Genomic DNA, 24,870 nt, shown 5'->3' with positions numbered 1-24,870 from the left:
CGCCCCTCCGACCCTTCTCAGGCCCTCGCCGCGTGACGACGGGGTTCGACGAGCTCGATGAAGCGGGACAACAGGGACAGACCGGCGATCGACGGGGGCAGGCCCGTGGTGAGCGCCGGCGAGTGCACGAGGTACGCCGCCCACTTCGCCCGCGAGATCGCCACGTTCAGCCGGTTGGGCATGAGCAGGAAGTCGAGCCCGCGCGGGATGTCCGCCGCACTCGACGCCGCCAGGGACACGATCGACACGACGGCCTCGCGGCCCTGGAACAGGTCGACCGTCCCGACCTGGGTCCCGGTGAAGCCCGCGCGGTCCAGCTCCTGCCGGATCAGGGCTCCCTGCGCGTTGTACGGCGCCACCACGATGACGTCCTCGTCGGTCAGGGCACGCGTGTCGGAACCGTCCGTCCACGCGCGGCCGACGACGTCACCGACGAGCGCGACGACACGGGCGGCCTCCTCGGCCGACGACGTCGTGTTGCCCGCGTGGACGACCGGCACGGGGTGCACCCCGGCGTCGATGCCGTCGAGGTGCCGACCGGACACCATCGACGCCAGCTGCCCGTCGTAGGACAGGGCCGAGACGGACTCGGTCAGCGCGGGCTCCATGCGGCGGGTGCGGGCCAGGAAGTAGCCGAACTCCGGCGGCAGGACGTGCTGGCCGTCGGCGAGCCAGCCGAGCGCGGACTCGTCGACGGGCTCGGGGTGCGAACCCTGCGACACCTGCGGGAGCTGCTGGGGGTCCCCGAGCAGCAGGAGCCGGGTCGCCGCGACCGACGAGGCGACGGTCGGCGCGAGGGAGAACTGTCCGGCCTCGTCGACCACGAGCAGGTCGAGGGAACGACGCTCGATCGTCGACTCGTTCGCGAACGTCCACGCCGTGCCACCGACGACACCGCCGGTGCCCGAGGCCTCGCACGACGACAGGAACGCGGCGACCGCGGCACCGTTCTTGACGGGCGTCCACGCGGCGGCGTCGAGGTCGTCCTCGGTCGCGCCGGACTTCGGCACCTTCACGACCCGGTCCGCGGGGACGCCGGCGTTCACCACGGACGACAGGAAGTTCTCCGACGTCGCGTGGGACTGCCCGACGACGCCGACCCGCCAGCCGTACTCGCGGACGAGCCGTGCGACGACGTTCGACCCGACGTAGGTCTTGCCCGTGCCGGGAGGGCCCTGGATCGCCAGGTACGAGCGGTCGAGGCCGAGCAGGGTCGACACCACGGCCGACACCGTGTCGTCACCCTGCACCGGGACGATCGCTCCGCGCGGGGGAACCCGGCGCAGCAGGTCGAGCGCCGGGTCGGGCAGCATCGCCGGCAGCTCGTCGAGCACGGCCTGCCCCCACCACGCGATCGCCTCGGGCTGGGGCTTCGCGCGCGGCGGCGCCGACGGGGCGAGGGCCACCGGGAACTCGCGGTGCGGTTCGCCACCGACGGGCAGGCCCTCCTTCACCAGGACCTCGACGGCATCGCCGTTGTCCCACACGTCCACGATCACGGCGCGCGACGACGCACCCTTCGACCCGGGGCCCGGAGAGGCGACCGATGGCGGAAGCGGGTCGTGGTAGACCAGGTGGGGCGTGCCTCCAGGCCGGAGCCGCGAGCCGGGCGCGAGCGTCCCCGACAACCGGAGTTCCCGCGACTGCGAGCGGGCACGCGGCAGCGTGTCCCAGTCGCGCTCGACGGACGCGCGCTCCACGACGAGGACGTCACGCGTGTCGGCCCAGTCGTCGACCGGGTTCCGCAGGCGGTCGAAGTGGTCCTGCCAGAAGGTCTTCGCCTCGCGGCGGTGGTAGTCGATCGCGGCTGCGGCGAGCGCCAACGCGGTCTGGTCAGGGGTGCGGTCGAGGGCGTCGACGTCCTCAAGCTGCGCGGCCAGGGCGACGTACACCGGGTTCGGCTCGCGCTCGACGGGGATCGGCGGGACCTCGAGCTCGAGTGCCGGGTCGGCCGCGTCCGGGTCGTCGGTGCGCAGCGAGCGGAGCCAGTCGCGCAGGCGCAGGGTCGAGCGGCAGTCGTAGGCGTTGTAGTCGGCGACCTGGTCGAGCATCCGCTGCCCTTCGACGGCGTCGCCGTTCCGGAGTTCCTCGATCGCTTCGACGTAGGCGGTGATGCTGTCGGCGGCGTTCGTGACGTCGCTCTCGCGCAGGTCATCGCCCATGTAGAGCGGCTCGAGCTTCTTGATCGAGTAGCTGTGGCTGCCGACGACCAGGGCCTTGCGGACGATCGGGTACAGGTCGACCAGGACGCCGGCGCGCAGCAGGTCGTCGACGGCCTCTTCGCCGACCCCGTGCCGGGCCGCGAGGGACAGCAGGTGCGTCCGCTCGTACGCCGCGTAGTGGTAGATGTGCATGCCCGGGTACTGCTGCCGCCGGGCCTCGATGAACGCGAGGAACTGCTCCAGCGCGACCCGCTCGTCGCGGATGGTGTGCGCCCAGAACGCGGTGAACTCGGCGCGGTCGTCGACCAGGCCGAACAGGTAGTCGAGGCCCCAGTGCACGCCGTCCTCGGTGTGCAGGGGGTCGCCCTCGAAGTCGAAGAACACGTCGCCAGGGTCGGGTGCGGGGATCGCGTCGAGCGCGCGGGCGTCGAGGACCTCGAAGCGCGGCGTCACGGGCTGGCCCGGCCCGTCGGCACCGTTCCGTCGGGCGGTCTTCGTCTCGATCTGGAGGCTCGCCTGACGTACCAGCCGATCCTGCGTCGCGCGGGACAAGCCCGGTACAGCCCGGGTACGGACCGCCAGGTCGTCGATCGTCCGCACCTCGTGCTTGATGAGCTTCGCCCGCTGGTCGAGGCGCATGCCGGCGACGAGGACGAGGTCGCGGTGCTCGGCCACCTGGGTCGAGCAGACGGCGCAGCGCCCGCAGCTGGAGTACCGCGGGTCGCCCCACTGCAGTGGCTCGTCGGCAGCGATGCGCTCGGCGATCACCCGTTGCAGCTCGGCGCGCTGCGTGCGGTACACCGGCGCGATGTCGGCGAGGTCGTGCGTGGTCGTCGTGCGGTCGCCGAGCACCAGGTGCACCTGCGCCCCGGTGGGGATGCCGTGTGCTTGCATCTGCTCGGCGTACGCGGCGAGCTGCAGCAGGGCGCTGATCTTGGCGTGGCGGGCGAGCTTGGTGTCGTAGACCTCGTACTCGCCGTGGTCGTTGCGGATGATGAAGTCCGCGAAGCCGATGAACCCGGGGGCGTCGGCCGTCGGCGCTGCGTGGAACGTCGGTTGGTACAGGACGTCGGCGCCGTCGACGAAGGCCTGTCGTGCTTCGGCTGCGGCACGTGCGTAGTCCGGCGGTGCGGGGCGATCGAACTCGACGACGGCGCGGGTCTGCTTGAGGATGTCGAGGTAGTCGAGCTCGTGCTGGTCCCCCAGCCGTGCGGTGCGCTCGAGCATGTCGTCGTGCACGTCCGGCAGGGCGTCACCGCGACCGAGCTTGGCGTCGAGCCGGCGCAGGAACGCCCACTCGCAGGCCGACCACGTGCTCAGGTCACTCGGGCTGAGCAGCACGTGCCCGTCGACGCCGATCTGCATGCGCTCCCCCTCGTCCTCTGGTGCGCTGAAAGCCTAGGGGCGGGCGCCGACACCGACCCCCTCAGGTCGCCCGGCGGTCAGCCGATCGGCACGAACCGCGGCCCGTCGTACCCGTCACGGGTGACGTGCGCGGTGAAGTCGGCGAGCGAGCGCACCCAGTGCCCGCGTTCGCCGTACAGCGCCTGGTAGACGACCACCGGCTCCTCAGTCTCCACGTCACGAGCGACCAGGACCACCTCGTACTCGTTCCCCTTGAAGTGCCGGTACCGCCCGGGTGTCACGTCGATAGTCACAGCCTCGATCGTAGGCAGGTGAGCCGTCCGCCGCCGACGCTGGAAAGGTGCGCTGTTCACGGCGCAGGTGTCCCCACCCCGGCGGGCGGCTCGTCTGACGGCTGAACGACGCGACGGCCGCGCCGAACCGCCAGACCGCCGGACCGCCGGACCGCCGGACCGCCCGGCACCGTCACGAACGGACACGTGCTTCCGTGCGGACAGCACCACGACGTACGGTCACACCATGACCGTCATCGTGGCCGTCGCCGTGCTGGCGGGGGTTCTCGCCCTCGCCACCGTCCTCGGGCTGCTCCTGCGCTCCAGGACCGGCCGCGCGAAGCCCAGCCCGACCGCGCCCGACGGCACCGCCAGCACCGTCGACGGCCTCGCCTCCGCCGATGCGTTCGGCAGCCGCGCCACCCTCGTCCAGTTCTCCACGCCGACGTGTGCTCGTTGCCCGGCCACGCGCCGGTTGCTCGACGCCGTCGCAGACCACCACGAGGGCGTTCGACGCATCGAGATCGACCTCGCCGAGTACCCCGGCCTGGCGAGCCGCTTCAACGTCCTTCAGACCCCCACGGTCCTGCTCGTCGACGGTTCCCGGATCGTTCGCACCCGCTTCGGAGGCCCACCCCGCCCACCCGAACTCGCCGCAGCCCTCGACACCGTCCTGACCACAGGCAGAACAGACACCACACGCGGCACAGGTACCTCAAGCACCACCGGCACCCAGGAGTCCCGATGACCACCACGACCGACACCGACCGCGGCATCGACCCGCGCTCCCCGCGCTTCGGCGCCGCGATCACCACGGTGCTCCTCGCCGCGACGATCGTCCTCACGCTGATCCCCGCGACGTGGGTCGCCGGCATCGTGCTGCTCGCGGTCATCGTCGTGCTGTTCGCCGTCGGAGGCATCGCCGGCATCCGCCGTCACCCCTACGGCGCACTCTTCCGACGGGTCGTCCGCCCGCGCCTGGGCCCGCCCGCCGAACTCGAGGCCCCGGAACCCCCGACCTTCGCCCAGCAGGTCGGCCTGTTCGTGACCGCGGTCGCCCTGCTCCTCGCGCTGCTCGGCGTGCCGTACGCCGCCCCGATCGGTGCCGCGGTCGCCCTGGTCGCCGCGTTCCTCAACGCCGTCTTCGACGTCTGCATCGGCTGCCTGCTCTACGTGTGGCTGGTCCGCGCGGGCATCTTCCGTCCGCGGCGCGGCGTCGCCTGACGGCCGGGAGGCGCGACTCACCCCCGCGGCCCAGGCCGCGCTGGCAGGGCGGTCCGGTTTGGAGGCGCGCCTCGCCTCCGCGACGCACGCGAAGCGGGCGGTCCTCGTGGGTTGGAGTGCATGGGGGACGACGAGGGCATCGCCCGTCGCGCTCGGCGGCGGACGATCTGGATCGCCATCGGCGGGGTCGTCGCGAAGGCGGTCGTCGGGCTGTTGCTGCCGAGCGGCGACGATGCGCTGAGCCGGTTCCTGACCGTCCTCGGGTATGCCCTGGCGCTCGGCGGGTTGAGCGGGACCGGTTCGATCCTCCCGTCGACGATCAAGCTGGCTCAGACGATGCAGTGGCCGGTCCGCGAGCTCGACCGAACGGGCCGACGGAGCGACCGCCGCGCCGTGTTCGCCGGGAGGCCGATCGAACCGCGCGACTCCGAGATGGCGCATCGTGCTTTCGACTGGGCTCGGAGTGCGGCGCTGTCGATGCCCCTCTCGCTCGCCCAGTTCCTGCTGCTCTACGCCGGGATCGCGGGACCGCAGATCCCGAACCTCATGAGCGACGACGACTCCTTACGGGTCAAGAGGAGAACGGCGGAGGCGCCCAGTGCGCACATCACGGTCAAGCGTTTACACCGCGGGGTCAAACTGCGTCCCTGTCTGCCACGTCCTCGAACAGCAGCACGCCGTCCGTCCCGCCTCCCACACTTGGCCAGCGCCGAGAGACGGAGCGCGGGCGATCACCGGACCATCCCTCGACCGCGGGAGGGTCTCAACTGCCTGACGGCTTCGACGATTCGGAAGGGCGCGGATTCAGCGGTGTCCCGAGCTTGGGTGGGTTTCCGGGCACGCAGTGCCCGTAGATGATGACTCCAACGAAGCCGGGATCGGTCTGGAACTGCAATCCGTACCCGTCGGCAGCGGTCCCGCCGTTGTAGCCGTTCGGGTAACCGATGACCGTCCGGGGAGGCGACAACGTCTCGTCGTGCTGTACGCGGATACCTTCCATGCCCAGCCTCGACTTGAGCGCGGCTGCAACACGCTTCGTCACATCATCCGGCGTACCGGAGAGAGGTTGATTCCGGATCGCGGTGAGCATGAACTGCGCCCCCGCTCCACCCTGCGAGGAGCAGCCGTTCCATTCCGACTCGGTCCCCTCGGCCCATCCATCCTCTCCGACAACCGACGTAATCGCGGCGAAGATGTCGAGCACATTCTGATGTGACTCCTGCAACGTCATGGATGAATCCTTGCTCGCTGGGGTGTGGGGTCCGGTGTCAGAGCAGCCGGTGATGAGAGTCGCAACGAGTGCGCACAACGCACCCACGACGGCCCGTCGGTCATTGAGTCGGATCACCGGTCAGTCCTGTCTGCCACTCGTACATGAACCAATTGTCCTTCGTCTGCTGCCGCATCCGATCGAAGGGAGCACCAGCTTCAGGGATCTGATCGCCAAGACCCATCGTTGCCTTCGCAGTGTTGTACTGCGCGGTCGTCGCATTGTCGAAGTACGAGTAGCGACCTTGATCATTGCCCTCGCGACCGTCGTAGGGGCCGTGATGGGTGATGCCGTTCAGCGTGTCAGCACCGGACCCTTGCGTCTCGGCGCTGAAGTCATGGGCGCCCCAGGACGGGTCCGTCGGGTCCTGGCGGCCCGACAGGTTCTGCCCGGTGATCGCCCACCCGTCTTTCGCTCCTTGGCTTGCGAACACCTCACCCTTCGGCACCTGCAGTGCGTCGGCGTTCGGCGCAACGTCCGTGACCCCGGCGGACCCGAGGAGCACGACGTGGTCGGCGTGGGTCTTCGTCAGCGCGATCGTTGCCACGTTCGTGCCGTACGAGTGCGCGACGACAGACAGGCTCGAGTCTCTACCCGACGCTGCACGAACTGCGTCGAAGCCGTTCAAATCGGCGACGAGGGCGTCAGCGCCCGTGTGGGCGCGCCCGTTCGCCACGACAGATGCGAACGACAGGTCATCCGCCATCGGCCCGTGATACCCGATCCAGGAGACGACTGCCACATTGGAGGGGGCGGTCTTCCCGAGTACCGCTTGTTCCGCTCGCATACCGGCAGCAATCGTTGCGTAGTTCTGCACGGTCCCGTCCTGGTACGTCGCCGTGTTCATGCCGGGCACGATGTACGTCACGTGCACCGCGGTGTCCATGTCACCGGCGACGATCTGCGCCAACGGCGGCCTGTCATCGACGAGCGAGATGAGCGAGACAGGTTTCGTGTCCAACGTCATCTGAATGTTCTGGTATCCGTCGCGCTGCCGTTCCCAGATCTGGAGTTGCGTCCGGGCGGCCGCGGCCGCCGCGGGGCTCGAAGCGCTCTTCAACTGCTTCTCCCAGTACGACGTCTTCTGCTTGGCTTCGCTGAGCTTGTCCGCGAGCACAGTCTTGTTCGCTCGCGCCCTCGCCCAGTACGCGACGCCGTTCAGGTTCCCGAGCGCCACCGGGAGCGCCGCGACGAACGCATCCTGCTCGGCGGAGTGCGCACCGGCCGGACCGGACATCGCGTTCCACCACAGCGCCACGTCCTTCGCGTCCATGCGCGCCAAGCGTGCAGCGATCGCCGGATCGTCCTGCAACGCGGCGATCGACTCCTTGTCAAGCGTGCCGAGCCACGTGAGGAACTGCCCGTCACTCATCTTCGCCACGGCCGCGGCAGACTTGAGCGTGCCGACGACCTCCGGAGCTTCCAGAGCCGAGGCAGCACGTCGATCGGCTGCATCGCGCCGCATCACCAGCTCTTCCCACTGCACGGACAACCGCCCCTGCAGCCCGGCGAGGCTCGCCGCTCCGTTCTGCAACTGTTGGAGCTTCACTGTGTCCGACTCCACCGCGTCCACGCTCTGCGCGGTCGCGGTGGCCGCGCGGATCGCGCGGGCATTCGCCGCGACGTCATCGGCTGCGTTCTGCTGGGCAGTCTGCACTCGCTGCGCTTCGTCCTGGATCTGCTGCACCTCGCGTGCATACGTGCCCAACGCCGAAGCAGCCTCGTCGAGCCGAGCCGCGATGCGCTGCGAACTCGCGGGCACCGTCGCCGCCACCGTGACGAACCGCTCCTGCGCCTTCCCGCTCCACCCGGACTGCGCTGCCTCAGCAGCGTTCACCACCTGCCGAGCCCCGGCACGGACTGCGTCGGCGTGCTGCGTGTGCAAGCGTGCAAGCCGACGGATCCCGTCCGGATCGCCCGCTGTCGGATCGGCAGTCATCGCAGCTCCTCCGCCAGACCCGCGTCCGTCTGCTCCATCTCCGAAACAGCGTCCTGCACAAATCGGCTCAACGTCTCCGCGTCCTCACCGAGCGAACGGACCATCGCGTCCTGTGCCCGCGCAGACGTCGTGAATGCCGATGCCACGACATCAGAACCGAAACACCCACCATCCGCCTCGGAGAGCGCCCGCTCCGAACCGAACTCCGCCGCCGCATTCTTCGCCTTCGTCGCAACCGCATGCATCACAGACGCATCGACCGTCAAATCCCCCAACGTTGCCCCCTTCGCCCGCCAACGCTCCCCAAGCATAGACCGATATGTCACCCCTTTGCGAGCGGTCGGGTCCGTCCGCTGGATGATCGCGACGGCCTCAATGCGGGTCGCTGAGGCCGCGGCTCCGACGCTCGACGGCTCCTCGCCGAGCCGGTTGCAATGTCAGTGTCGATTCGATCTTTGGAGCTTCGCGCGCGGCGGCAGACTCGTCTACGTCTACGTCTACGTCTACGTCTAGGTCGGCGCCGGCACGCCGGGCCGGCTCGGCGTACTCGACGCCAGCGAGTGCCCGCCCACCTTCGGCACTGATCCGAGCCAGGTGGTCGGCGTGATCGCCGGCGGCGACCCCGCCCTGACCACCGCGGTGGAGGGCGCGGAGGACGACGAAGCGGCCGCCGTCCGCGACCTCGACGCGCTCGGCCTGACAGCCGACGACGTGGTCGTCGGGATCAGCGCGTCCGGCAGGACGCCCTACGTCATCGCTGCCATCCTGGAGGCCCGGCGCCGCTCCGCCCTGTCGGTCTCCGTCGCGTGCAACCCCGACTCGGCCGCGGGGCGGGAGGCCGACATCGCCATCGACGTCGTCGTCGGCCCCGAGTTCATCGCCGGGTCGACCCGCCTGAAGGCGGGCACCGCGCAGAAACTCGTGCTCAACATGCTCACCACGCTCGCGATGGTGCGCAGCCACAAGACGTACGGCAACCGCATGGTCGACGTACGGGCGACGAACGCGAAGCTCGTCGCCCGGGCGTTCTCGCTCGTGCAGGACGTCACCGGCGCTCCCCCCGCCGAGGTCCAGGCAGCGCTCGACGCCTCGGACGGCGAGGTGAAGACCGCCATCGCCGTGATCCTGACCGGCGCCTCGGCTGCTTCGGCCCGTGAGCGCCTCGATGCTGCTGCCGGCTCGTTGCGCGCCGTGCTGTAGGCCCCGTTCCCCCGTTCGTATCCTTTCCCCCGAGGAGCACAGCAATGCCCGATGCACAGCAACTCGCCCAGCAGATCCTCGACGCCGTCGGCGGTTCCGCGAACATCGCCGACGTCGAGAACTGCATGACCCGCCTGCGGGTAGAGGTCGTGTCCGACTCGTCCGTCGCGCTCGAGGACCTCAAGGCCACCGACGGCGTCATGGCCGCCATCGCGGCCGGCTCGAACCTGCAGATCGTGCTCGGCCCGGGTCTCGTCGACCGCGTGGCCGACGGCCTGGAGGCCCTGCGCGCGGCCGCCCCGTCGGCTGCGGTTGGTGGGTCTGGTGCGTCGCCGGAGGAGCTCGCTGCTCGCGGCGCGTCCATCAAGGCGACCGCGCGATCCCGTTCCGACGGCCGCACCATGCGCGCGATCCGGAAGATCTCCGCGATCTTCATCCCGCTCATCCCCGCGCTGATCGCCTGCGGGCTCATCGCCGGGATCAACGGCATCCTGACGAACCTGAGGTGGGTGCCCGGGGTGACGCCGTTCCTCGGCGTGCTCTCGTCCGGCTTCTTGTCGCTGCTCGCCGTGTTCGTCGGGATGGCAGTGCTGTCGAAGAGCGTGTCGCGATGGAGTTCGGCGGCACGCCCATCCTGGGTGGTGCCGTCGGCGGCATCATCGTCGCGGCCGGTGTCGCGAACGTCACCGTGTTCGGGGAGACCCTGGCTCCCGGGCAGGGCGGCGTGCTCGGCGCACTGGCCGGTGGCATCCTCGCCGCTACGTCGAACGGTTCATACGTCGGGTGACGCCCGACGTCATCGCGCTCATCGTCGTGCCGACCGTGACCGTGCTCGTCGCCGGGTCGATCACGCTCGGTGTGCTCATGCCCGTCGCCGGTGTCGTCTCGGTCGCGATCGGGACTGCTGCGACCTGGCTGCTCGCGAACGGTGGGGCCTTCGCCGGCTTCGTGCTCGGAGGCCTGTTCCTGCCGCTCGTCATGACCGGCATGCACCAGGGGCTCATCCCGATCCACACCACCCTGATCGACCAGACCGGGTGGACCGTGCTGCTGCCTGTGCTGGCGATGGGTGGTGCCGGGCAGATCGGTGCGTGCATCGCGCTGTGGGTGCGGTTCCGTTCGAACGCCTCGCTGGTGCGGACCATCCGTGGTGCTCTTCCTGCTGGATTCCTCGGCGTCGGTGAGCCCCTGATCTACGGCGTGACCCTCCCCCTCGGTCGGCCGTTCATCACCGCGTGCATCGGTGGAACGTTCGGTGGCGGTGTCGTCGGGTTGTTCGACCAGCTCGGGCACTCCGTCGGGGCGATCGCGATCGGTGCCTCGGACCTGTCGCTGATCCCGCTGCTGAACGGGTCGTCGGGGTACGGGTGGGCGTTGCTCGGGTACGGGTCAGGGCTCGTGGTGGCGTACGTCGTGGGGTTCGTGGCGACGCTGCTGTTCGGGGTGTCGGAGTCGGTGCGGGCTGATCTCGAGGCGCGGCCGGCTTCCCCGTCCGGCGATCCCGTCGCTCCGGAGGCGCCGCTCGACGCGCAGGTCACGTCGGTCCGAGCGACCGCGGCTACCTCGCGCTGATCGCCCGTTCCTCCACATCGCGATCCACCGCCGATCCGTTCACAAACCATCGCTCCGATCCCCGCCCGAATCGTCGTCAGGCGAGCATCAGAGCGTGGAGACCTGGGAAGCAGACGACGCTCGTCGGCGGCACATGGCCCGGTTCGGTCGACGGGACACCGCGCCCGAACTCGCCCTGCGTCGTGAGCTGCACCGCCGAGGGCGACGGTTCTTCGTCGATCGGCGCGTGAGCAGTCAGTGCCGCGTTCGGCCCGACCTCGTGTTCCCACGTGCACGGATCGCGGTCTTCGTCGACGGGTGCTTCTGGCACTTCTGCGAGGTGCACGCCCAGTTGCCGAAGGCGAACGCCGACCTCTGGCACCGAAAGTTGCTGGCGAACCGTCAGCGCGATGCGAGGAACCAAGCGACCCTCGAGTCAGAGGGCTGGCGGGTACTCCGTTTCTGGGAACACGAAGACGCTGCAGCTGCTGCGTCCGTCGTCGAAGAAGAACTCGGCCGATGGAATCTGATCATTGCCCGCAGCTCAGCTGTCTCAAGTAGGTCGATCGGGTAGAACTGGAGGGTGCACACCGTCGAAGTCGTAGCGGCCGTGATCCGACGCCCGGATGGGCGGTACTTGGCTTGCCGCCGGGCTGCGGGCAGATCAGCTGCGGGCCTCTGGGAGTTCCCAGGAGGGAAGATCGAGCACGGCGAGACCCCAGAACAAGCACTCGCGCGGGAGCTTCTGGAAGAACTTGGTCTCAACCTCGAGATCGGGCGCATGATCGACCGCAGGACAACGCTCACCCCCGACGGGGCAATCGACCTCGCCTGCTACAGCGTTCCGATCGGCGACTCAGCGTTCATCTCGAGCACCGACCACGATGAAATCGCCTGGTGCTCCCGTAGCGAGCTCGCCCGCAGGGACTGGGCTCTAGCTGACAGGCCGGTCGTAGCGCTCCTGGCCGACGACGACTGACTGGCTGACAAGGGATCGTCAGGATCAGGACGGTTCAAGTCGCACAAAGCCGATCGTGTCCGGGTGCCAGACGGTGATCCCGAGCGAGTGGCAGAGTTCGAGGATGTCGTTCGAGGGACGCCCCGGAAGAAGGATCGAAGGCGCAAGATCAAGGGACTTCACCCGTGCCACGTGGGCGTAGTCGAGGACCTGCCCAATCGCCGTGCGCACGTACGTCCGAGCCACCGACTTCTTGGCCTCGATGACTTCCCCGGTGGTCTCGTTGTACAGATCCGGCCGAAGGACGCCGTCGGTCGTTTCAAGCACGAGGAGCTTGACTTCGTCTCCACGAAGCGTGAGCCATCGACCAAACGCTGCTTGAAGCTCGAATTCCACGCGCGATGCGTACGTTTCTTCACCAGTCCGCCGCAGGTTGACCGTGTAGTCATCGAACGAGGGCGCTGACCATTTGTCGACAAGGGGATCGATTTCGTCGCGGCCATAGGCCGGCAGGAGCTCTAGCGCCGCGTCTTCCAAGGGTGCCAGATTGAAGATGATGCCCGCGCGGAGCACACCGTCTGACGACGGAATCTCCCGCACTTCGTAGGCGGGATCGCCCAAGGTGAACGGACCGACGTAGGTGGCGTTCCGCCCTGAGGTCCTGAACAGTCGAACCACTCGACCGTCCTCAGCGGAATCTCGGAGTATCCGGTTGCCGCGCACGAATTGCTGATCGCCTCGCTGCCCTTCACCGGTGTACGCGTAGGTCCCGTCTTCTCGCAAGCCTTCAAAGCGGTCGTACCCGTGGGCAGCCCCCGAGACAGGGTCGGTGAAGACGAGGATGTCCGGCGTCGACCGCACGGGTGCAATGCCGTTCTGCCAGCTGCCTCCACCGACTATCTCGTGCAGCTCCCGGCGTCGGAGCGTCTGCCTGACCTCGATCGTCCAGGTCATCGGCCAGCGACCTTCGCGGCCGCCCGCGAGCGCAGTTGGCAATCTGAACATTTTCTGGACATTCTGTATTCATGCCAGAACTCACGGATCTGCTCGACGCGACTCACCGTGGAAACCTGATTCTTCAGCCAGCCGGACCAGCAGCACGGATCAACCTGAACGAGACCGTGCACAAGCCGGTCGATCGCGTTCGATGGGCACCGCACCTGGGCGCAGACGACCGGCGCGCGCTCGAGAGGAGCCACCCCTCAGGTCAGGTACCAATGTGGGGCACCACGGCGGGACAGCGAGGCCAGATGCGATCGCGGTGGGACCGAATCCGTTACGGCGACGCGATCTTCTTCCTCGGGGGGAACCATGCCTACCTCGCCGCGACCATCACCCACAAATGGGTCAGTGAACGCCTGGCTGACGACCTCTGGCCTCGGAAGCGGAGCGCGGACGGGAACTCGCGCCCCTGGGAGCTCATGTTCAGCTTCACTGATCCGGTGGAAGTGCGCTTGTCCTACGCCGACATGGCCGAGGCGTCAGCGCGAGTGCGCGCCCTGGGGACCCGTGAGTTCAATGTCTACGGTACGGAGGTGAGTGTTCCGGTCCTCGCACTACTCGACCAGGACACCGCAGCGCTCATCCGGCCCGTCGGGGGGTTCGACTATCCATCGATTGCCCGTCGATTCGACGAACTCGACGCTGAGGTGACGACGACACGACGGCTAGAACAGCGGTATCTGCGAACGTGGATTCTTCCGGGCGATTCGGGCGTCTGTGCTCTGTGCGGGAGGTCCATGGCATCCTCGTTCCTCGTTGCAGCCCACATCAAGCGGCGCTCAGATTGCTCCGACGACGAGAAGAACGATCTCCCCGCGATCGCCATGGCTGCTTGCAAGTTCGGGTGCGACGAACTCTACGAGCGTGGACTGATCTGGGTCGACGACCGAGGAAGATTGAAGAAGTCGAAGGACCTCTCTGACGTGGAGGCACTCAGCTACTGGCGCGCGAAGCTGCGAGGGCGGGTCGTCGACATCTGGCATTCGCGCCCGGAGTCTCGTCGATACTTCGCGGCGCATCGGGAGCGCTTCGGACAAGGCTGATCGCGTCGATCCACAGCCCGAACGTGCTCCACGTCGACCACCGGAACACCGCCGAGATCATCGCTGGAACATCGCCGGAACATCCCACTTCGCAAGGACACGGTCGCTGACGACACCTTCATGGACATCGAGGGCGTCGTGGGGTGGATGATGCGGTGGCTGACCTCTCCTGCTCCCGCGCTGCCCCGACGGTGGTGTGATATGGCTCCGAACCGTCAGGCTGAGGGCCTCATTGACGCCTTTGCGCCGTGGGCGTTCCGCCCGTCTCCCTGCAGCACCAGAGGGGAGGGACGTCGGATGCGGTGCGAGTTGTGTCCATCAAGTCCGCGAAGGGCCTCGAGGTCAAGCAGTTACTCCTGTCGTATGTCGCTCCGCGACCCCTGGACGCTGGTCCGGTCGACCCATCGGAGATCGAACAGGAGTGGCGATGTCGTGAGCGCCAGGATCTCTACGTCGAGATGACCCGCGCACGGGACCGTCTGTGGGTCGGCGGGCGGAGCGGAACAACGCGCAGCCGCTGACGGCTGGGCGGCAGCGCGTCTTTCACCGGCACACCCATCCCGCTCAGCGCGATCAGCATCGGCCGTGCAGTGCTTCCCTCGCTCGTTCCGCTGTCGCCGGGTCCTTGAATGCGACCACGAACGTCCGCTGATCCCGCATCAGCACCCGCAAGGCGGTTTCGCCGCCGACCGAGTACAGGCGCCCCTTCGAGCTTCGGGCGGAGCCCTTGATACCCCAGCCTCCGTAGTCGCCGTAGGTGTCGATATGCACTATCGCGACGTCTGCGATCTCACGTCGAGGCAGCCGCGTCCTCCAGAACGGCGCCAACCCGACGGTGACCTGCTCTGGTGAGTATTCGATGAAGGCAGCCGCCCGCGCAGCGACCGACATCGCCCAGACCAGCCCGCCGAAGACCAGAACGAGAACGACAAGAGACGGTCCATCGAAGCCCTTCGCTGCAGCGCCGGCAACTCCGATCACCGCGATGGGGACCAGGATGAAGAGTGCCCCGAGTGCCGCTCCGCGATCCGCCGGGCTTCGGAAGGACCCGTCAGGCGCTGACATGGTTCACCTGCCGTTCGTTTCGTGAGCCCATGTGAAGGGCACGAGCGACGCTCTCGGATTCGTGGGGGCGGAGAAGCAACAGCAGGTCTGCCGCGATCATGATGATCGAGAAGCTCCACAGGCCCATCAGCATCGCGATCGCCAGGTGGAACGCGACAGCGAGGCCCAGGAGCACATGCCGAGGCCTGCGCGGCATGAAGACAGCGCCGACCAGAGCGAGCTGCAGCGCGAGCGTGCCGTAGGTCGCGATGACGGTGAGTGGTAACCACTGGAGCGCGCTCCGGACAAGGTCTCCGACGGCTCCGGCCGGGGCGAAGACCGGGTTCTGCATCCAGTACCAGAGCGCCGTCCCGTCCGACCACTCGAGGACGGAGAACTTGGCCACGCTGGCCTGGAAGTACACGCCCATCATCTGGAGAGTCCAGAGCCCGAGGGCGGTGTACCCGATCACGGCGACCCACGAAGAACGGCCCACGTACCGCCTGTCAGGCGCCCAGTGCCAGCGACGGCGGTCGAGCAGTACGAGCGGAACGAGGATGAGTGTCAGGTTCGAGGCGAGGTGTTCGCCGCCGTCGACGGCCGTACTCGAAGTCATGAGGCTCCACGTCACCCACCAGTGTGGAAGGGCAGTGATCGCCGGCAACAGTCCGGTGACGACGATGGCGAGTACGGAAACCGCGACCCACTTCGTCAGTTCGAGATGCCCGCTGGAGGACCCGATGCAGAACAAGGACATCCACGACGTGCTGTTCCCGCAGTTCGCACCGGTCGGGAACGTCGAGCTCCGGAAGAAGAGCTGATCGGTCGGGGTGAACACGAGCGTGAGCAAGGCGGCTGCTGCGATCGCTGATCGCACGAGCCCGAGTACCGGCGTGAGCGGGCTGACGGCCGACACGTACCGCGCGAAGGACCCTCGCCCGCCCTCTCCGACACCGTTGTGACGTTGCAGTATGGCGGCAGAGGTCATCACTGGTCCTCCAGAGCATCGCATCGGACCGTCGCGCGGATGGCCTTCGTCGAGGCGTCGTACTGCAGGCCAGCGAAGTCGATCGGCACCGGATCCACAGCGAGCAAGAGGACCTCCCCGCAAAGCCGGAGGTCGTAGCCTTCGGCCGTCCACTCCTGAACACCGCGCTCTGACACAGCACGCTGGGCGCACTCAGCGATCGAGTTTCCGGTGCAGTCCGACCAGAGTTCATCGATGTCGTGCGCCCCGGTGACCTGGGACACGTCGTACTCGTCGAGTCGCGACGACCGGTTGAACCCGAACGCGTTCCGCAGGGTCGCGTTCGGACCCCGAGTCACGGTCTTCCACTCTCCCTCCGCGGTGCGGACGCGGGCTTGCGTGATCGGAGAGCGCGGGTCACGGGTGAAGAAGCCCCATCCTTGCGGCGTGACCTCGCTGACAGCACGCAGACCGTCAGCAACGAATCCCGACGCGTGGGTACTGATCGGGAGTGATGCGAAGGCGACCGTGGCCACGGCAAGAGCCGCCACCGTGACCACGGTCGTCTCGGCGAGCTTCAGGCTCACGCGGGCAGCGTCTGGCCGACGCGGGTTGCGTTCGCCAGGAACTTCTCCTGCTTCACCCGGTCATTCCCGGTTGCTTGGCCGCTGCGCCCGCAACCGGTCCAGGCTCCGCACCACGCGTACACGGACACGAGGACAGCAGCGGCCGCTGTGATGACCGCAGCATTGTGGACGGCAGCTGCTGCGTAGACGGCGAAGGCAACTGCTGCGACACAGGCGGCGACTGCTCCACACATCGGTACGGCCGGCGTCGAGCTGTACTCCTCCTTGGCTGCGTTCAACTCTTCCTCGGTGTACGTCTCGCTGATGTAAGAGTTGAAGGCTCCGCCGAGCTGTTCGAAGCCCTTCGCAACGGAGTTCACCGATCCCGACCGAATGTTGGCCACAGCGCGCTCGACCGCATCGGGGTTCGATGCGACGAGTCCTTCACGGGATTCACGCGCGTAGGCCGTGACTCGCTCCAAGTCATCGCCGGAGAAGACTGGTTCGATGCTCGTGCCGAGCTGCTTCGCAACGGGGCCGACACCGAACAGCGCCCCGTCGACGAGCAGCACATCCTGTTCTGAGAGGCCCGACGTGCTGCTCGCAGCCGCCACCGGTTCGACGGCCGTCGCCGCGGCTGGCGAACCGACGAGCGATGCCGCGAGCAGCAGGATGGCAGTCACGAATCCGAGCACGGCAACCCGCGGACGGCGGAGCTTCTGGATGTTCAAGTTTGTCCCTCCCGACACAGCCACTGTGCTGTGCACGAGAGTAACCTACTGATATTTGATACCTCATGCAACGGCATTCGAGAGAGTTGCCGCCGAACGACGGAAGGCGCGGCACCACCCGGCACCGCGCCTCCCGTCCATCACACTGACGTCAACTCACCACGTCAGCACGAACCGCCCCCGCGTCCCCCCAGCCTCCAACCGCTCATGCGCCTCCACAGCCCGCGCAGCCGGCAGGACCTCGGCGACCCGCGGCGTCAACGTCCCACTCTCCACCGCGTGCCGCAGCTGCTCGAGCTTGTCGAACGACCGGTACTCCGAGAACACCATGATCTGCACGAACTCGATCCCCCGCGCCCCGTTGCCCTGCCACCCCCGCACGTCGAAGAAGACTCCCCCGTCGCGAAGGGCATCCACGACCTCGTCGCGCTGCACGGCAGCATCGGCGAGCGCATCGACCCCGTCTGGCACGAGCTCCCGGACAGCGGAAGCGAAGGAAACACCGCGCGGCACCACGTGGTCCGGCCCGAGCGACCGGACGAGTGCTTCGTCGGCCGGAGCAGCATCCGCGATCACCGTCAGCCCGGCGGCCTTCGCCAGCTGCACCACGTAGTTCCCGAGCAGCCCAGCGGCACCGGTCACGGCGAGCGTCTGCCCCGGCGCGAGCGAGGCGTGAGACAGGATCTGCAACGCCGTCAGCCCGTTCATCGGGACTGTGGAGGCGAGCGGGAGAGACGTCCCGCGAGGAATCCGCGTGAACGACCCCACCGGCGCGACGAGCTCCTGCACGTAGGCGCCACCGTGGGCGCTGAGCGGCAGCGCCATCGCCATGACCTCGTCGCCGACCTGCCATCCGGTGACGTCGGGCCCGACCTCGTCGATGACGCCGGCGGCGTCCATCCCCGGCACGTACGGCGGCGAGGCCTGCGAGCTGTCCCGCTGCCCGGCGCGCACCCCCGTGTCGGTCGGGTTCACGGCGAACGCCTGCACCCGGATCCGCACGGACCCCGCACCGGCGTGCGGCTCCGGCACCTCGTGGACGGCGAGGGCCTCGGGCCCTCCGAACTGTTCGACTCCGACGACCTGCATCCTCCCGGTCTACGCGCACGTTGCTTGACGCAACCTGACGCGACCACCCCACGGCCTGGAGGCCCGGCACCACCCCGCCCCGCGCCTCCCGCCCGTCAGGGGTGCGGTCCACGGCACGTGGTGCGCCATGCTGGCACCGTGCGTCTCGACGAACTCCTCACCCGGTCCGACGGTCCCGCGATCGCCGAGGAGCTCGCGGCCCTCCGCCGACCCGCCCGGTACGTCCTCGAGGGCATCCACCAAGAGTCCCGTCAGAAGTACTGGCAGTTCCGCGTCGACATCGACGAGGCCGCGCAGACCTGGACGCTCGTCCGCCAGCGAGCCAAGCCGGTCTCCTACCGCGAGGGCGTGCTGCACGACCCCGATGACGGTCCGGACGAGATCTCGTTCGCCCGGAGCATGGTCTCCGATCCCGTCGTCCGGATGGCCGTGCCCGATCTGATGCTCCGGTGGGGACGAGGCCTCGAGAGCTTCCACCCGATCCTGGTCCAGCACATCGGCGAGCATTCGATCCTCGTGACCTTCGAGCACCGCGGGGACCCAGCGACCCGCACGACGCTGGTGATCGACGAGCACGACGGCCTCGCCCGCCGTTCGTACGAGTACGGCGAGGCCACGATCATCACGAGCGTCCGGACCGCCGAGCCGGACGAGGTCCTTCCCCGCGCCCACTTCGCGGAACCGACGGACTGGATCCGCCCGCAGTACTGAAGTCGTGACGGTTCCGGTTCGCGATCCCCGACGATCACGAACCAGAACCGTCAGAACTCATTCGTCATCAGGGCCGTCACCGGTAGTCGTCCGGGTCCCCGAGCACGCAGCGCGAGTCCACATTGACGTGCGCGCGGATCTTCGTGGCTGCGATCGACGCACGAGGCTTGCCGTCGGCGCGCGCGACCACGGCCGACACGTCGCCCGTCGCTGCATCCATCTCGGTCTGCGTCGTTGCGAGCTCGTACCCTTGCTCTCTCCAGTGTTCACCGGCCTGTTCGATGAGCACCTGCGGGTCGTCCGGCCTGTCCACCTCGACGTAGTAGCTGAACTGCACCGCCTTCTGCCCGTCGACCTCACAGTCGTTCGCGACCGGCCTCGGGACTTCCTGTGGCCATGTGTCGGGAGCGAGGTCCAGGACCGACCGGAGTTCGGTCACGGCCTGCGAGCGCGCTTCGTCGATGGTCATGGTCTTGCCCGGCCCTGCCATCCCGCACCCCGACAGCGCGAGGATGATCGTGCTGGCCAGAGCGGCAGCGGTCGTCGGCTTGTCCACTCGCCTCGTCATCGGAGCCGCCCCGCCTCGACGCCGTCACTCGTCGTCATCGTGCACCGACCCCGTTGCGCACGGAGAGGTCACTTGCACCGCGACCGACGTCGAACTGATCTGGTACGCCGCTCCTGCCGCACCGTCCCGGTCGGCAGTCGCCGAGTAGAGCATGCCCCTCGCACCGAAGTCTGTCTCGGACGGCGATACTCGAAGGCCTTCCGACTCCCAGAACTGCCGGAGTGACTTCGCGGTTGCCTTTGCGTCGTTGTCGACCGACACCGGGAGGAAGTAGGCGAAGCGGACGCCGTCATCGCACTGCTCGACGGTCGGTTCCGGGGTGTCGGGCCACGGCACGTCCACGGCCTTCTCGGTCTTGCGGAGCAGTTGCAAGGCTTCGGCCTTCGCGTCCTCGGGGGTGTGCATCGATTGGTTCCCTCCTGCACAGGCCGTGATGCCCACGGTCAGCAGACTCGCCGTCAACACGACGAGCCCGATGCGTTGCTTCGCCATCACGGCAGGGTCACCTTCGCCACGGCTGTTGTTCATCGTCCGGAGAGCCAGCAACGCACCGGGAGTTGACGGAGACGAGTGCGTTCCCGTTCGTGATCTCGAAGGCTGCGCCCGCCTTGTTGTCTGCCTTCGCCGTGGCTGCGTACACGGTCCCGTACTTCGCCCCGAACTCCTGCTGGCTCCGTTCGACCTGGAGTCCCTTGGAACGCCAGAACTCGGCCAGGGAGTCAGCGAGTTCGGTCTGCTCCGAGGTGACCGGGGCATGCACCATGTACTGGTAACGCACACCCTCGGAACACTTCTTGCTGACTGGGTCCCCGGGCGACGACCAATCGAGGTCAGTGGACGTCGTGGTGTGGTCGAGCAGCGCCAGGGCATCTTTCTGCGTTTCTTCCGGGGTCATGCTCTTCGCTCCGCCCGCGCATCCAGCGAGCACGATCGTGGCGGACAGCAGGGCTACCAGCACGGCGAGCAGCTTGCGGATCGGAGCATGCGGAGGGGCGTCGAGCGGGCTCCACGACACTGTCAGATCGCCCATCATCTCCCCCGTCGCGGCCTGCACCACATCCCCGCCAGCAACATATCAGACGAGTTGCCGGACGCAACGACCCGTGCAGCGTTCTGTGCACGACCGACCCGCACCGCGCCTCCCGGCCTGCACCATCCCCCGATCGGACGATGCCGACACCACCGCACCGGCCGATCCGCCACGGCGACCCGACGACGAAGCTGGACCCATGCCCGAGTCCCCCGTCATCGAGGTCCTGCACCTCGGCAAGCAGTACGCCACCGGTAAACGCGCCGTGGACGACGTCTCCTTCACGATCGAACGCGGCGAGACCTTCGCGCTCCTCGGCCCGAACGGTGCCGGCAAGTCCACGACGGTCGAGATCCTCGAGGGGTACCGCTCCCGCACCGCCGGCGACGTCCGCGTCCTCGGCCACGATCCCGCACGGACGAGCCGCAGCCACAACGCACGTATCGGCATCGTCCTGCAGACCAGCGCGGAGTCCCCGAACGTCACCGTCGCCGAGCAGCTGAACCACTTCGCGACGCTCTACCCGAAGCACCGCAGCATCGAGGAGCTCCTCACCGCGACGGGACTCGAGACGCAGCGCAACACCCGGATCAGCCGGCTGTCCGGAGGCCAGCGCCGCCGCGTCGACGTCGCCCTCGGCATCATCGGCCGCCCCGAGGTCCTGTTCCTCGACGAACCGACCACAGGCTTCGATCCCGAGGCTCGCCGGCAGTTCTGGGACCTCCTGCGGCAGGTGCAGCACGAGGGCACGACGATCCTGCTCACCACGCACTACCTCGACGAAGCCGCCCAGCTCGCCGACCGGGCCGCGGTCATCGCCGACGGGAAGCTCCTCGACCTCGCACCCATCGACGAGATCGGGGGGGCCGAGGCCCGCACGCCCCGGGTCCGCTGGCGCGACGACGGCGGCGGACACCACGACGAGCGCACGACCGACCCGACGGCGCTCATCCGCAGCAGCACCGCACCCATGCACGACCTCGAAGTCATCCGTCCGTCCCTCGAGGACGTCTACCTCGACATGGTGGGACAGCAGTGAAGACAGCAACCAGCCGCATCTCGTACGAGATCCGCACCTACTTCCGCGCTCCCGACTCGGTCTTCTTCACGTTCCTGTTCCCGATCATCATGTTGGCGCTGTTCTCGGTCGCGTTCTCCGGCGCCGCCGACATCCAGGCCGGCCCCGGCGTCAGCGCCGACTACGCCACCTACTACCTGCCCGGCCTGGTCGCGACGGGCATCCTGCTCTCCGGCACGCAGTCCCTCGGCGTCGACATCGCCAGCGAGCGCAGCGACGGCACGTTGAAGCGACTCGGCGGCACACCGCTGCCCGTCCTGTCGTACTTCGTCGGCAAGATCGGCATGGTCCTCGTCACCACGCTCGTGCAGACCGCACTGCTGCTGGCGATCGCGAGCCTGGTGTTCGGCGTCGACCTGCCGACCGACGCGGGCCGGTGGGGTGTCTTCGCGGGGGTGATGGTCCTCGGGATCGCCACCAGCTGTGTCCTGGGCATCGCGGTCTCGGCGCTCCCCCGCGAGGGGCGCCGCGCCACCGCCACCATCGTCCCGATCGTGCTGGTGCTGCAGTTCATCTCCGGCGTCTACCTGCCCTTCACGCAGCTCCCCACCTGGTTGCAGGACGTCGCGTCCGTCTTCCCCCTGCGCTGGATGGCGTCCGGCATGCGGTCCGTCTTCCTGCCCGGTGCGTTCGAGTCGGGTGAGCCGGGAGGCGCGTGGCACCTCGGCCTCGGAGCCCTCGTGTTGGTAGCGTGGCTGGTCCTGGGCACGGTGGCCTGCCTGTTGACGTTCCGTTGGAACCGCAAGGACGCCTGATGGCGCCCCGCTGGTGGGATGCTGGGCACATGAGCGGTGAGACGTGGATGCGCAACCGGTGGTTGCACGTCTTCTTCGCGGGCACGATGGCCCTCACCGCGGTGATCACCGCGTTCGGCTGGTCCCCGTGGTCGACCCGCTGGCCGGCGTACACCGCGGTCGTGGTGCTCGTCGTCGCCTACGTCGTGTTCGGCCACCGCGGCTACGACAGCCCCCGTGCCGCCGCGGCCTTCCTCCCGCTGGTCCTCGTCGCGGCCCTGGTGTTGCCCGCCGTGGTGCCGAGCACCGCGTTCGTGCAGTGCATCGCGTTCCCGCTCGTCTGGGTGCAGTCCGAGCGGGTCCGCACCGGCGTCCTGCTCTCGGTCGCGGTCGGCGTCGCGAGCGGAATCGGCCTGCAGGTCTCCGACGGCCCGGACGCCCTCGTCAGCACCCTGCTCATCGAGGGCATCAGCGTCATCGGTGCCTGCGCGATGGGCGTGTGGATCTCGAGCGTCGCCGGCCTGTCCGAGGAGCGCCGCCAGCTCCTCGACGAACTCCGCGCCACCCAGCAGTCCCTCGCCGATGCCCACCGGAGCGCGGGAGTCGCGAGCGAACGGGAGCGCCTGGCCCGCGAGATCCACGACACCGTCGCGCAGAACCTCGCCGGCATCGTCATGCTCACCGAACGCGCCCGCAAGGACGTGGCGAACGACCGAGGAGCCGCGCTCGACGAACGGCTGGCGGTCCTCGAGGAGTCGGCACGAGCGGCGCTCGAGGACTCCCGTGCCCTCATCGCCGCCGGGGTCGCCGGTGCCACGAGCGGCAGCCTCGCCGGGGCACTGCACCGGCTCGCCGAGCGGTACACCCGTGAGACCGGCACGCCCGTTGCCGTCGACGCGACCGACGGCCCGCTCGACCGTGACGCCCAGGTCGTGCTGCTCCGGGTCGTCCAGGAGTCCCTCGCGAACATCCGCGCGCACGCCGACGCCCGTTCCGTCCGGATCGTCCTGCGGCACGCGCCCGAACACGTCGGCGTCCGCGTGGTCGACGACGGCGTCGGGTTCGACACCGGCGTGCCGACTGCCGGGCACGGTCTCCGGGGCCTCCACGAGCGGCTGGCGCTCTCCGGCGGTACCTGCACGATCACGAGCACACCGGGCGGCGGCACCGTCGTCGACGCGAGCCTGCCCACCGGACCCGAGCCGAGCCTCCCGGCCGTCGAACGCCACGTCCTCGCAGAGGTGACCCGGTGATCCGTGTCGTGGTCGCTGACGACCATCCGATCGTCCGGTCGGGCATCGTCGCGCTGTTGCAGGACGCCGACGACATCGCGGTCGTCGGTCAGGCCAGCGACGGCCGCGCCGCGGTGACGGTGGCGCTGGCCGAACGCCCCGACGTCGTGCTCATGGACCTCCGGATGCCGGTGCTCGACGGCGATGCGGCGACGGCGGAGATCCTCGCCGCCGACCCAGGCATCCGCGTCCTGATCCTGACGACGTATGAGTCCGACGACCAGATCCTCGCCGCCATCGAGGCCGGCGCCACCGGCTACCTGCTGAAGGCCGCCCCGGAGTCCGAGATCCTCGCCGGCGTCCGGGCGACCGCACGGGGAGAGACGGCGCTCGCACCCTCGGCGGCCGCAGCGCTCGTCCGCCGAGCAACGGGATCCCTCCCCGCTGCTGCCGGCCCGTCGCTGACCCCGCGCGAGCTCGACGTCCTGCGCCTCGTCGCCCAGGGCAACAGCAACCCGGCGATCGGGCGCGCACTGTTCCTCAGTGAGGCCACGGTGAAGACCCACCTCGGCCACGTGTTCGAGAAGCTCGGCGTGAGCGACCGCACCCGTGCGGTGATCCGCGCGATGGAGCTCCAGCTCCTCCCCTGATCAACTCCGCAGTCAGGCGCCGCTGGTCACCGCAGCGCACCCGAAGGGCATCGACGTCGTGCTCCAGCGCATCCACTATCGCCAGAGCCCGACCTACACCAGTCCGCCGAGGACGACGGACACCCCGCCGATCGCGATCAGCCAGATCGGTGCGCTCATGCTCGACGTCCCCGGTTCTTCGCAGTCCCCCCGCTCCGACCCTACGACTCCGTGCACGACGGGGATCTTTCCCTGCAGCGCGTGTGACGGTTCCGGTTCGCGATTCCCGACGATCCTGAACCAGAACCGTCTCCGGGCAGACAAGAGACCGGGTCCCGCGCAGTGGACCTGACCACGGCGCAACGACGCACACAGCGTGCCGGTGCGCACCGCTGGCATGACCACCGCCGTCGGATCGCTCAGAACAGCCCCGTAAACGCAGAAAACCCCTGACCATGAATGGTCAGGGGTTCCCTGGTGTTACTACGTTAAGTCCGGCGGCGTC

At 68.5% G+C, this 24,870-nt stretch carries 27 protein-coding genes and 2 pseudogenes; 14 read left to right on the top strand and 15 right to left on the bottom strand.

The genetic code is table 11. The features are described from left to right. Positions 1–17 precede the first annotated feature (17 nt). Positions 18–3,527, bottom strand: coding sequence for a TM0106 family RecB-like putative nuclease (locus H489_RS25440; protein WP_017886531.1), 3,510 nt, complete (start codon positions 3,525–3,527; stop codon positions 18–20). 77 nt (positions 3,528–3,604) lie between these two features. Then, positions 3,605–3,820, bottom strand: a complete 216-nt coding sequence (locus tag H489_RS25435) for a DUF1653 domain-containing protein (protein WP_152427207.1) — start codon at positions 3,818–3,820, stop codon at positions 3,605–3,607. Positions 3,821–4,046: 226 nt separating this feature from the next. Here H489_RS25435 and H489_RS25430 point away from each other — a divergent pair, with 226 nt between their 5' ends. Both H489_RS25430 and H489_RS25425 read left to right on the top strand, forming a co-directional pair. Then, entirely contained in the window at positions 4,047–4,547 is a 501-nt protein-coding gene (locus tag H489_RS25430) for a TlpA family protein disulfide reductase (protein WP_017886529.1), read from the top strand. After that, positions 4,544–5,023: a DUF4395 domain-containing protein gene (locus H489_RS25425; RefSeq protein ID WP_017886528.1), complete on the top strand. Its 480-nt coding sequence runs from the start codon at positions 4,544–4,546 to the stop codon at positions 5,021–5,023. The genes H489_RS25430 and H489_RS25425 overlap by 4 nt, the downstream gene beginning before the upstream one ends. A 763-nt stretch (positions 5,024–5,786) precedes the next feature. Here H489_RS25425 and H489_RS37300 read toward each other — a convergent pair. The 3 genes from H489_RS37300 to H489_RS38120 form a co-directional block, all read right to left on the bottom strand. Next, positions 5,787–6,254: a hypothetical protein gene (locus H489_RS37300; RefSeq protein WP_056068165.1), complete on the bottom strand. Its 468-nt coding sequence runs from the start codon at positions 6,252–6,254 to the stop codon at positions 5,787–5,789. 100 nt (positions 6,255–6,354) lie between these two features. Then, a complete protein-coding gene (locus H489_RS25415; RefSeq protein ID WP_017886526.1) occupies positions 6,355–8,232 on the bottom strand; it encodes an alpha/beta hydrolase in 1,878 nt (625 codons plus the stop codon). Further along, positions 8,229–8,507, bottom strand: coding sequence for a hypothetical protein (locus tag H489_RS38120; protein WP_167578294.1), 279 nt, complete (start codon positions 8,505–8,507; stop codon positions 8,229–8,231). The genes H489_RS25415 and H489_RS38120 overlap by 4 nt, the downstream gene beginning before the upstream one ends. 250 nt (positions 8,508–8,757) lie before the next feature. Here H489_RS38120 and H489_RS25405 point away from each other — a divergent pair. The 6 genes and pseudogenes from H489_RS25405 to H489_RS25390 form a co-directional block, all read left to right on the top strand. Continuing rightward, positions 8,758–9,432 (top strand): annotated as a pseudogene (locus tag H489_RS25405) (N-acetylmuramic acid 6-phosphate etherase); the annotation flags it as partial. A gap of 44 nt (positions 9,433–9,476) precedes the next feature. After that, a pseudogene (locus tag H489_RS38810) lies at positions 9,477–9,554 on the top strand (hypothetical protein); the annotation flags it as partial. Positions 9,555–10,042: 488 nt separating this feature from the next. Continuing rightward, positions 10,043–10,219, top strand: a complete 177-nt coding sequence (locus tag H489_RS38480; protein ID WP_200860513.1) for a hypothetical protein — start codon at positions 10,043–10,045, stop codon at positions 10,217–10,219. Next, positions 10,216–11,004 (top strand): PTS transporter subunit EIIC, encoded by a 789-nt coding sequence (locus H489_RS38475; RefSeq protein ID WP_051067367.1) that lies wholly within the window; start codon positions 10,216–10,218, stop codon positions 11,002–11,004. Before H489_RS38480 ends, H489_RS38475 begins: the two co-directional genes overlap by 4 nt. Before the next feature lie 133 nt (positions 11,005–11,137). Further along, positions 11,138–11,557, top strand: coding sequence for a DNA mismatch endonuclease Vsr (gene vsr / locus H489_RS37290; RefSeq protein ID WP_081612234.1), 420 nt, complete (start codon positions 11,138–11,140; stop codon positions 11,555–11,557). Between the two features lie 9 nt (positions 11,558–11,566). Next, a complete protein-coding gene (locus H489_RS25390) occupies positions 11,567–11,962 on the top strand; it encodes an NUDIX domain-containing protein (RefSeq protein WP_017886521.1) in 396 nt (131 codons plus the stop codon). A 24-nt stretch (positions 11,963–11,986) separates the two neighbouring features. Here the strand turns inward: H489_RS25390 and H489_RS25385 are convergent, their stop codons facing one another. Further along, a complete protein-coding gene (locus tag H489_RS25385; protein ID WP_017886520.1) occupies positions 11,987–12,895 on the bottom strand; it encodes a hypothetical protein in 909 nt (302 codons plus the stop codon). Positions 12,896–12,966: 71 nt separating this feature from the next. On the opposite strand from H489_RS25385, the gene H489_RS25380 reads away from it, so the two are divergent. After that, positions 12,967–13,986 (top strand): hypothetical protein, encoded by a 1,020-nt coding sequence (locus H489_RS25380; RefSeq protein ID WP_152427206.1) that lies wholly within the window; start codon positions 12,967–12,969, stop codon positions 13,984–13,986. Between the two features lie 573 nt (positions 13,987–14,559). Here the strand turns inward: H489_RS25380 and H489_RS25375 are convergent. The 5 genes from H489_RS25375 to H489_RS25360 all read right to left on the bottom strand — a co-directional run bounded on the left by H489_RS25375 (position 14,560) and on the right by H489_RS25360 (position 18,383). Next, a complete protein-coding gene (locus tag H489_RS25375) occupies positions 14,560–15,051 on the bottom strand; it encodes a hypothetical protein (protein ID WP_017886518.1) in 492 nt (163 codons plus the stop codon). Continuing rightward, positions 15,038–16,018, bottom strand: coding sequence for a sporulation-delaying protein SdpB family protein (locus tag H489_RS0118630; RefSeq protein ID WP_017886517.1), 981 nt, complete (start codon positions 16,016–16,018; stop codon positions 15,038–15,040). Before H489_RS0118630 ends, H489_RS25375 begins: the two co-directional genes overlap by 14 nt. Then, positions 16,018–16,584, bottom strand: a complete 567-nt coding sequence (locus H489_RS25370) for an SdpA family antimicrobial peptide system protein (RefSeq protein ID WP_017886516.1) — start codon at positions 16,582–16,584, stop codon at positions 16,018–16,020. Before H489_RS25370 ends, H489_RS0118630 begins: the two co-directional genes overlap by 1 nt. Then, positions 16,581–17,294 (bottom strand): hypothetical protein, encoded by a 714-nt coding sequence (locus H489_RS25365; protein ID WP_031259399.1) that lies wholly within the window; start codon positions 17,292–17,294, stop codon positions 16,581–16,583. The genes H489_RS25370 and H489_RS25365 overlap by 4 nt, the downstream gene beginning before the upstream one ends. A gap of 156 nt (positions 17,295–17,450) precedes the next feature. Further along, on the bottom strand, positions 17,451–18,383 hold the full coding sequence (locus tag H489_RS25360; protein ID WP_017886514.1) for an NADP-dependent oxidoreductase: 933 nt from the start codon (positions 18,381–18,383) through the stop codon (positions 17,451–17,453). A gap of 138 nt (positions 18,384–18,521) precedes the next feature. Here H489_RS25360 and H489_RS25355 point away from each other — a divergent pair, with 138 nt between their 5' ends. Continuing rightward, complete coding sequence (locus tag H489_RS25355) at positions 18,522–19,094, top strand: hypothetical protein (protein WP_017886513.1); 573 nt, start codon at positions 18,522–18,524, stop codon at positions 19,092–19,094. A gap of 76 nt (positions 19,095–19,170) precedes the next feature. Here the strand turns inward: H489_RS25355 and H489_RS25350 are convergent, their stop codons facing one another. The 3 genes from H489_RS25350 to H489_RS25340 form a co-directional block, all read right to left on the bottom strand. Next, positions 19,171–19,650 (bottom strand): hypothetical protein, encoded by a 480-nt coding sequence (locus tag H489_RS25350; RefSeq protein ID WP_017886512.1) that lies wholly within the window; start codon positions 19,648–19,650, stop codon positions 19,171–19,173. A 36-nt stretch (positions 19,651–19,686) separates the two neighbouring features. Next, on the bottom strand, positions 19,687–20,103 hold the full coding sequence (locus H489_RS25345; RefSeq protein ID WP_152427205.1) for a hypothetical protein: 417 nt from the start codon (positions 20,101–20,103) through the stop codon (positions 19,687–19,689). Between the two features lie 61 nt (positions 20,104–20,164). Then, entirely contained in the window at positions 20,165–20,716 is a 552-nt protein-coding gene (locus H489_RS25340; RefSeq protein ID WP_152427204.1) for a hypothetical protein, read from the bottom strand. Positions 20,717–20,891: 175 nt separating this feature from the next. Between H489_RS25340 and H489_RS25335 the strand changes: the two genes are divergently transcribed. The 4 genes from H489_RS25335 to H489_RS25325 are packed head-to-tail and all read left to right on the top strand — an operon-like array spanning position 20,892 to position 24,386. Further along, entirely contained in the window at positions 20,892–21,731 is an 840-nt protein-coding gene (locus tag H489_RS25335) for an ABC transporter ATP-binding protein (RefSeq protein WP_031259398.1), read from the top strand. After that, on the top strand, positions 21,728–22,525 hold the full coding sequence (locus tag H489_RS25330; RefSeq protein WP_017886508.1) for an ABC transporter permease: 798 nt from the start codon (positions 21,728–21,730) through the stop codon (positions 22,523–22,525). The genes H489_RS25335 and H489_RS25330 overlap by 4 nt, the downstream gene beginning before the upstream one ends. Before the next feature lie 29 nt (positions 22,526–22,554). Next, entirely contained in the window at positions 22,555–23,757 is a 1,203-nt protein-coding gene (locus tag H489_RS0118625; protein WP_167578295.1) for a sensor histidine kinase, read from the top strand. After that, on the top strand, positions 23,754–24,386 hold the full coding sequence (locus tag H489_RS25325; protein ID WP_017886506.1) for a response regulator transcription factor: 633 nt from the start codon (positions 23,754–23,756) through the stop codon (positions 24,384–24,386). The genes H489_RS0118625 and H489_RS25325 overlap by 4 nt, the downstream gene beginning before the upstream one ends. Before the next feature lie 93 nt (positions 24,387–24,479). On the opposite strand, the gene H489_RS38730 is transcribed toward H489_RS25325, so the two are convergent. Next, a complete protein-coding gene (locus H489_RS38730) occupies positions 24,480–24,602 on the bottom strand; it encodes a hypothetical protein (protein WP_267237845.1) in 123 nt (40 codons plus the stop codon). Positions 24,603–24,870: the final 268 nt, after the last annotated feature.

Source organism: Curtobacterium flaccumfaciens UCD-AKU (assembly GCF_000349565.1).
Taxonomy (GTDB): Bacteria; Actinomycetota; Actinomycetes; order Actinomycetales; family Microbacteriaceae; genus Curtobacterium; species Curtobacterium poinsettiae.
Note: the sequence above shows the minus strand (reverse complement) of the source record. Positions and strands in the feature narration are given on the sequence as shown.

What these genes read in the sequence shown, in the direction of transcription:
- H489_RS0118625 (WP_167578295.1), top strand. Translation starts at nt 22,555, where the DNA reads ATGAGCGGTGAGACGTGGATGCGCAACCGGTGGTTGCACGTCTTCTTC.
- H489_RS25375 (WP_017886518.1), bottom strand. Translation starts at nt 15,051, where the DNA reads ATGTCAGCGCCTGACGGGTCCTTCCGAAGCCCGGCGGATCGCGGAGCG.
- H489_RS38480 (WP_200860513.1), top strand. Translation starts at nt 10,043, where the DNA reads ATGGAGTTCGGCGGCACGCCCATCCTGGGTGGTGCCGTCGGCGGCATC.
- H489_RS25415 (WP_017886526.1), bottom strand. Translation starts at nt 8,232, where the DNA reads ATGACTGCCGATCCGACAGCGGGCGATCCGGACGGGATCCGTCGGCTT.
- vsr (WP_081612234.1), top strand. Translation starts at nt 11,138, where the DNA reads ATGGCCCGGTTCGGTCGACGGGACACCGCGCCCGAACTCGCCCTGCGT.
- H489_RS25440 (WP_017886531.1), bottom strand. Translation starts at nt 3,527, where the DNA reads ATGCAGATCGGCGTCGACGGGCACGTGCTGCTCAGCCCGAGTGACCTG.
- H489_RS37300 (WP_056068165.1), bottom strand. Translation starts at nt 6,254, where the DNA reads ATGACGTTGCAGGAGTCACATCAGAATGTGCTCGACATCTTCGCCGCG.
- H489_RS0118630 (WP_017886517.1), bottom strand. Translation starts at nt 16,018, where the DNA reads ATGACCTCTGCCGCCATACTGCAACGTCACAACGGTGTCGGAGAGGGC.
- H489_RS25380 (WP_152427206.1), top strand. Translation starts at nt 12,967, where the DNA reads ATGCCAGAACTCACGGATCTGCTCGACGCGACTCACCGTGGAAACCTG.
- H489_RS25425 (WP_017886528.1), top strand. Translation starts at nt 4,544, where the DNA reads ATGACCACCACGACCGACACCGACCGCGGCATCGACCCGCGCTCCCCG.
- H489_RS25360 (WP_017886514.1), bottom strand. Translation starts at nt 18,383, where the DNA reads ATGCAGGTCGTCGGAGTCGAACAGTTCGGAGGGCCCGAGGCCCTCGCC.
- H489_RS25385 (WP_017886520.1), bottom strand. Translation starts at nt 12,895, where the DNA reads ATGACCTGGACGATCGAGGTCAGGCAGACGCTCCGACGCCGGGAGCTG.
- H489_RS25430 (WP_017886529.1), top strand. Translation starts at nt 4,047, where the DNA reads ATGACCGTCATCGTGGCCGTCGCCGTGCTGGCGGGGGTTCTCGCCCTC.
- H489_RS25335 (WP_031259398.1), top strand. Translation starts at nt 20,892, where the DNA reads ATGCCCGAGTCCCCCGTCATCGAGGTCCTGCACCTCGGCAAGCAGTAC.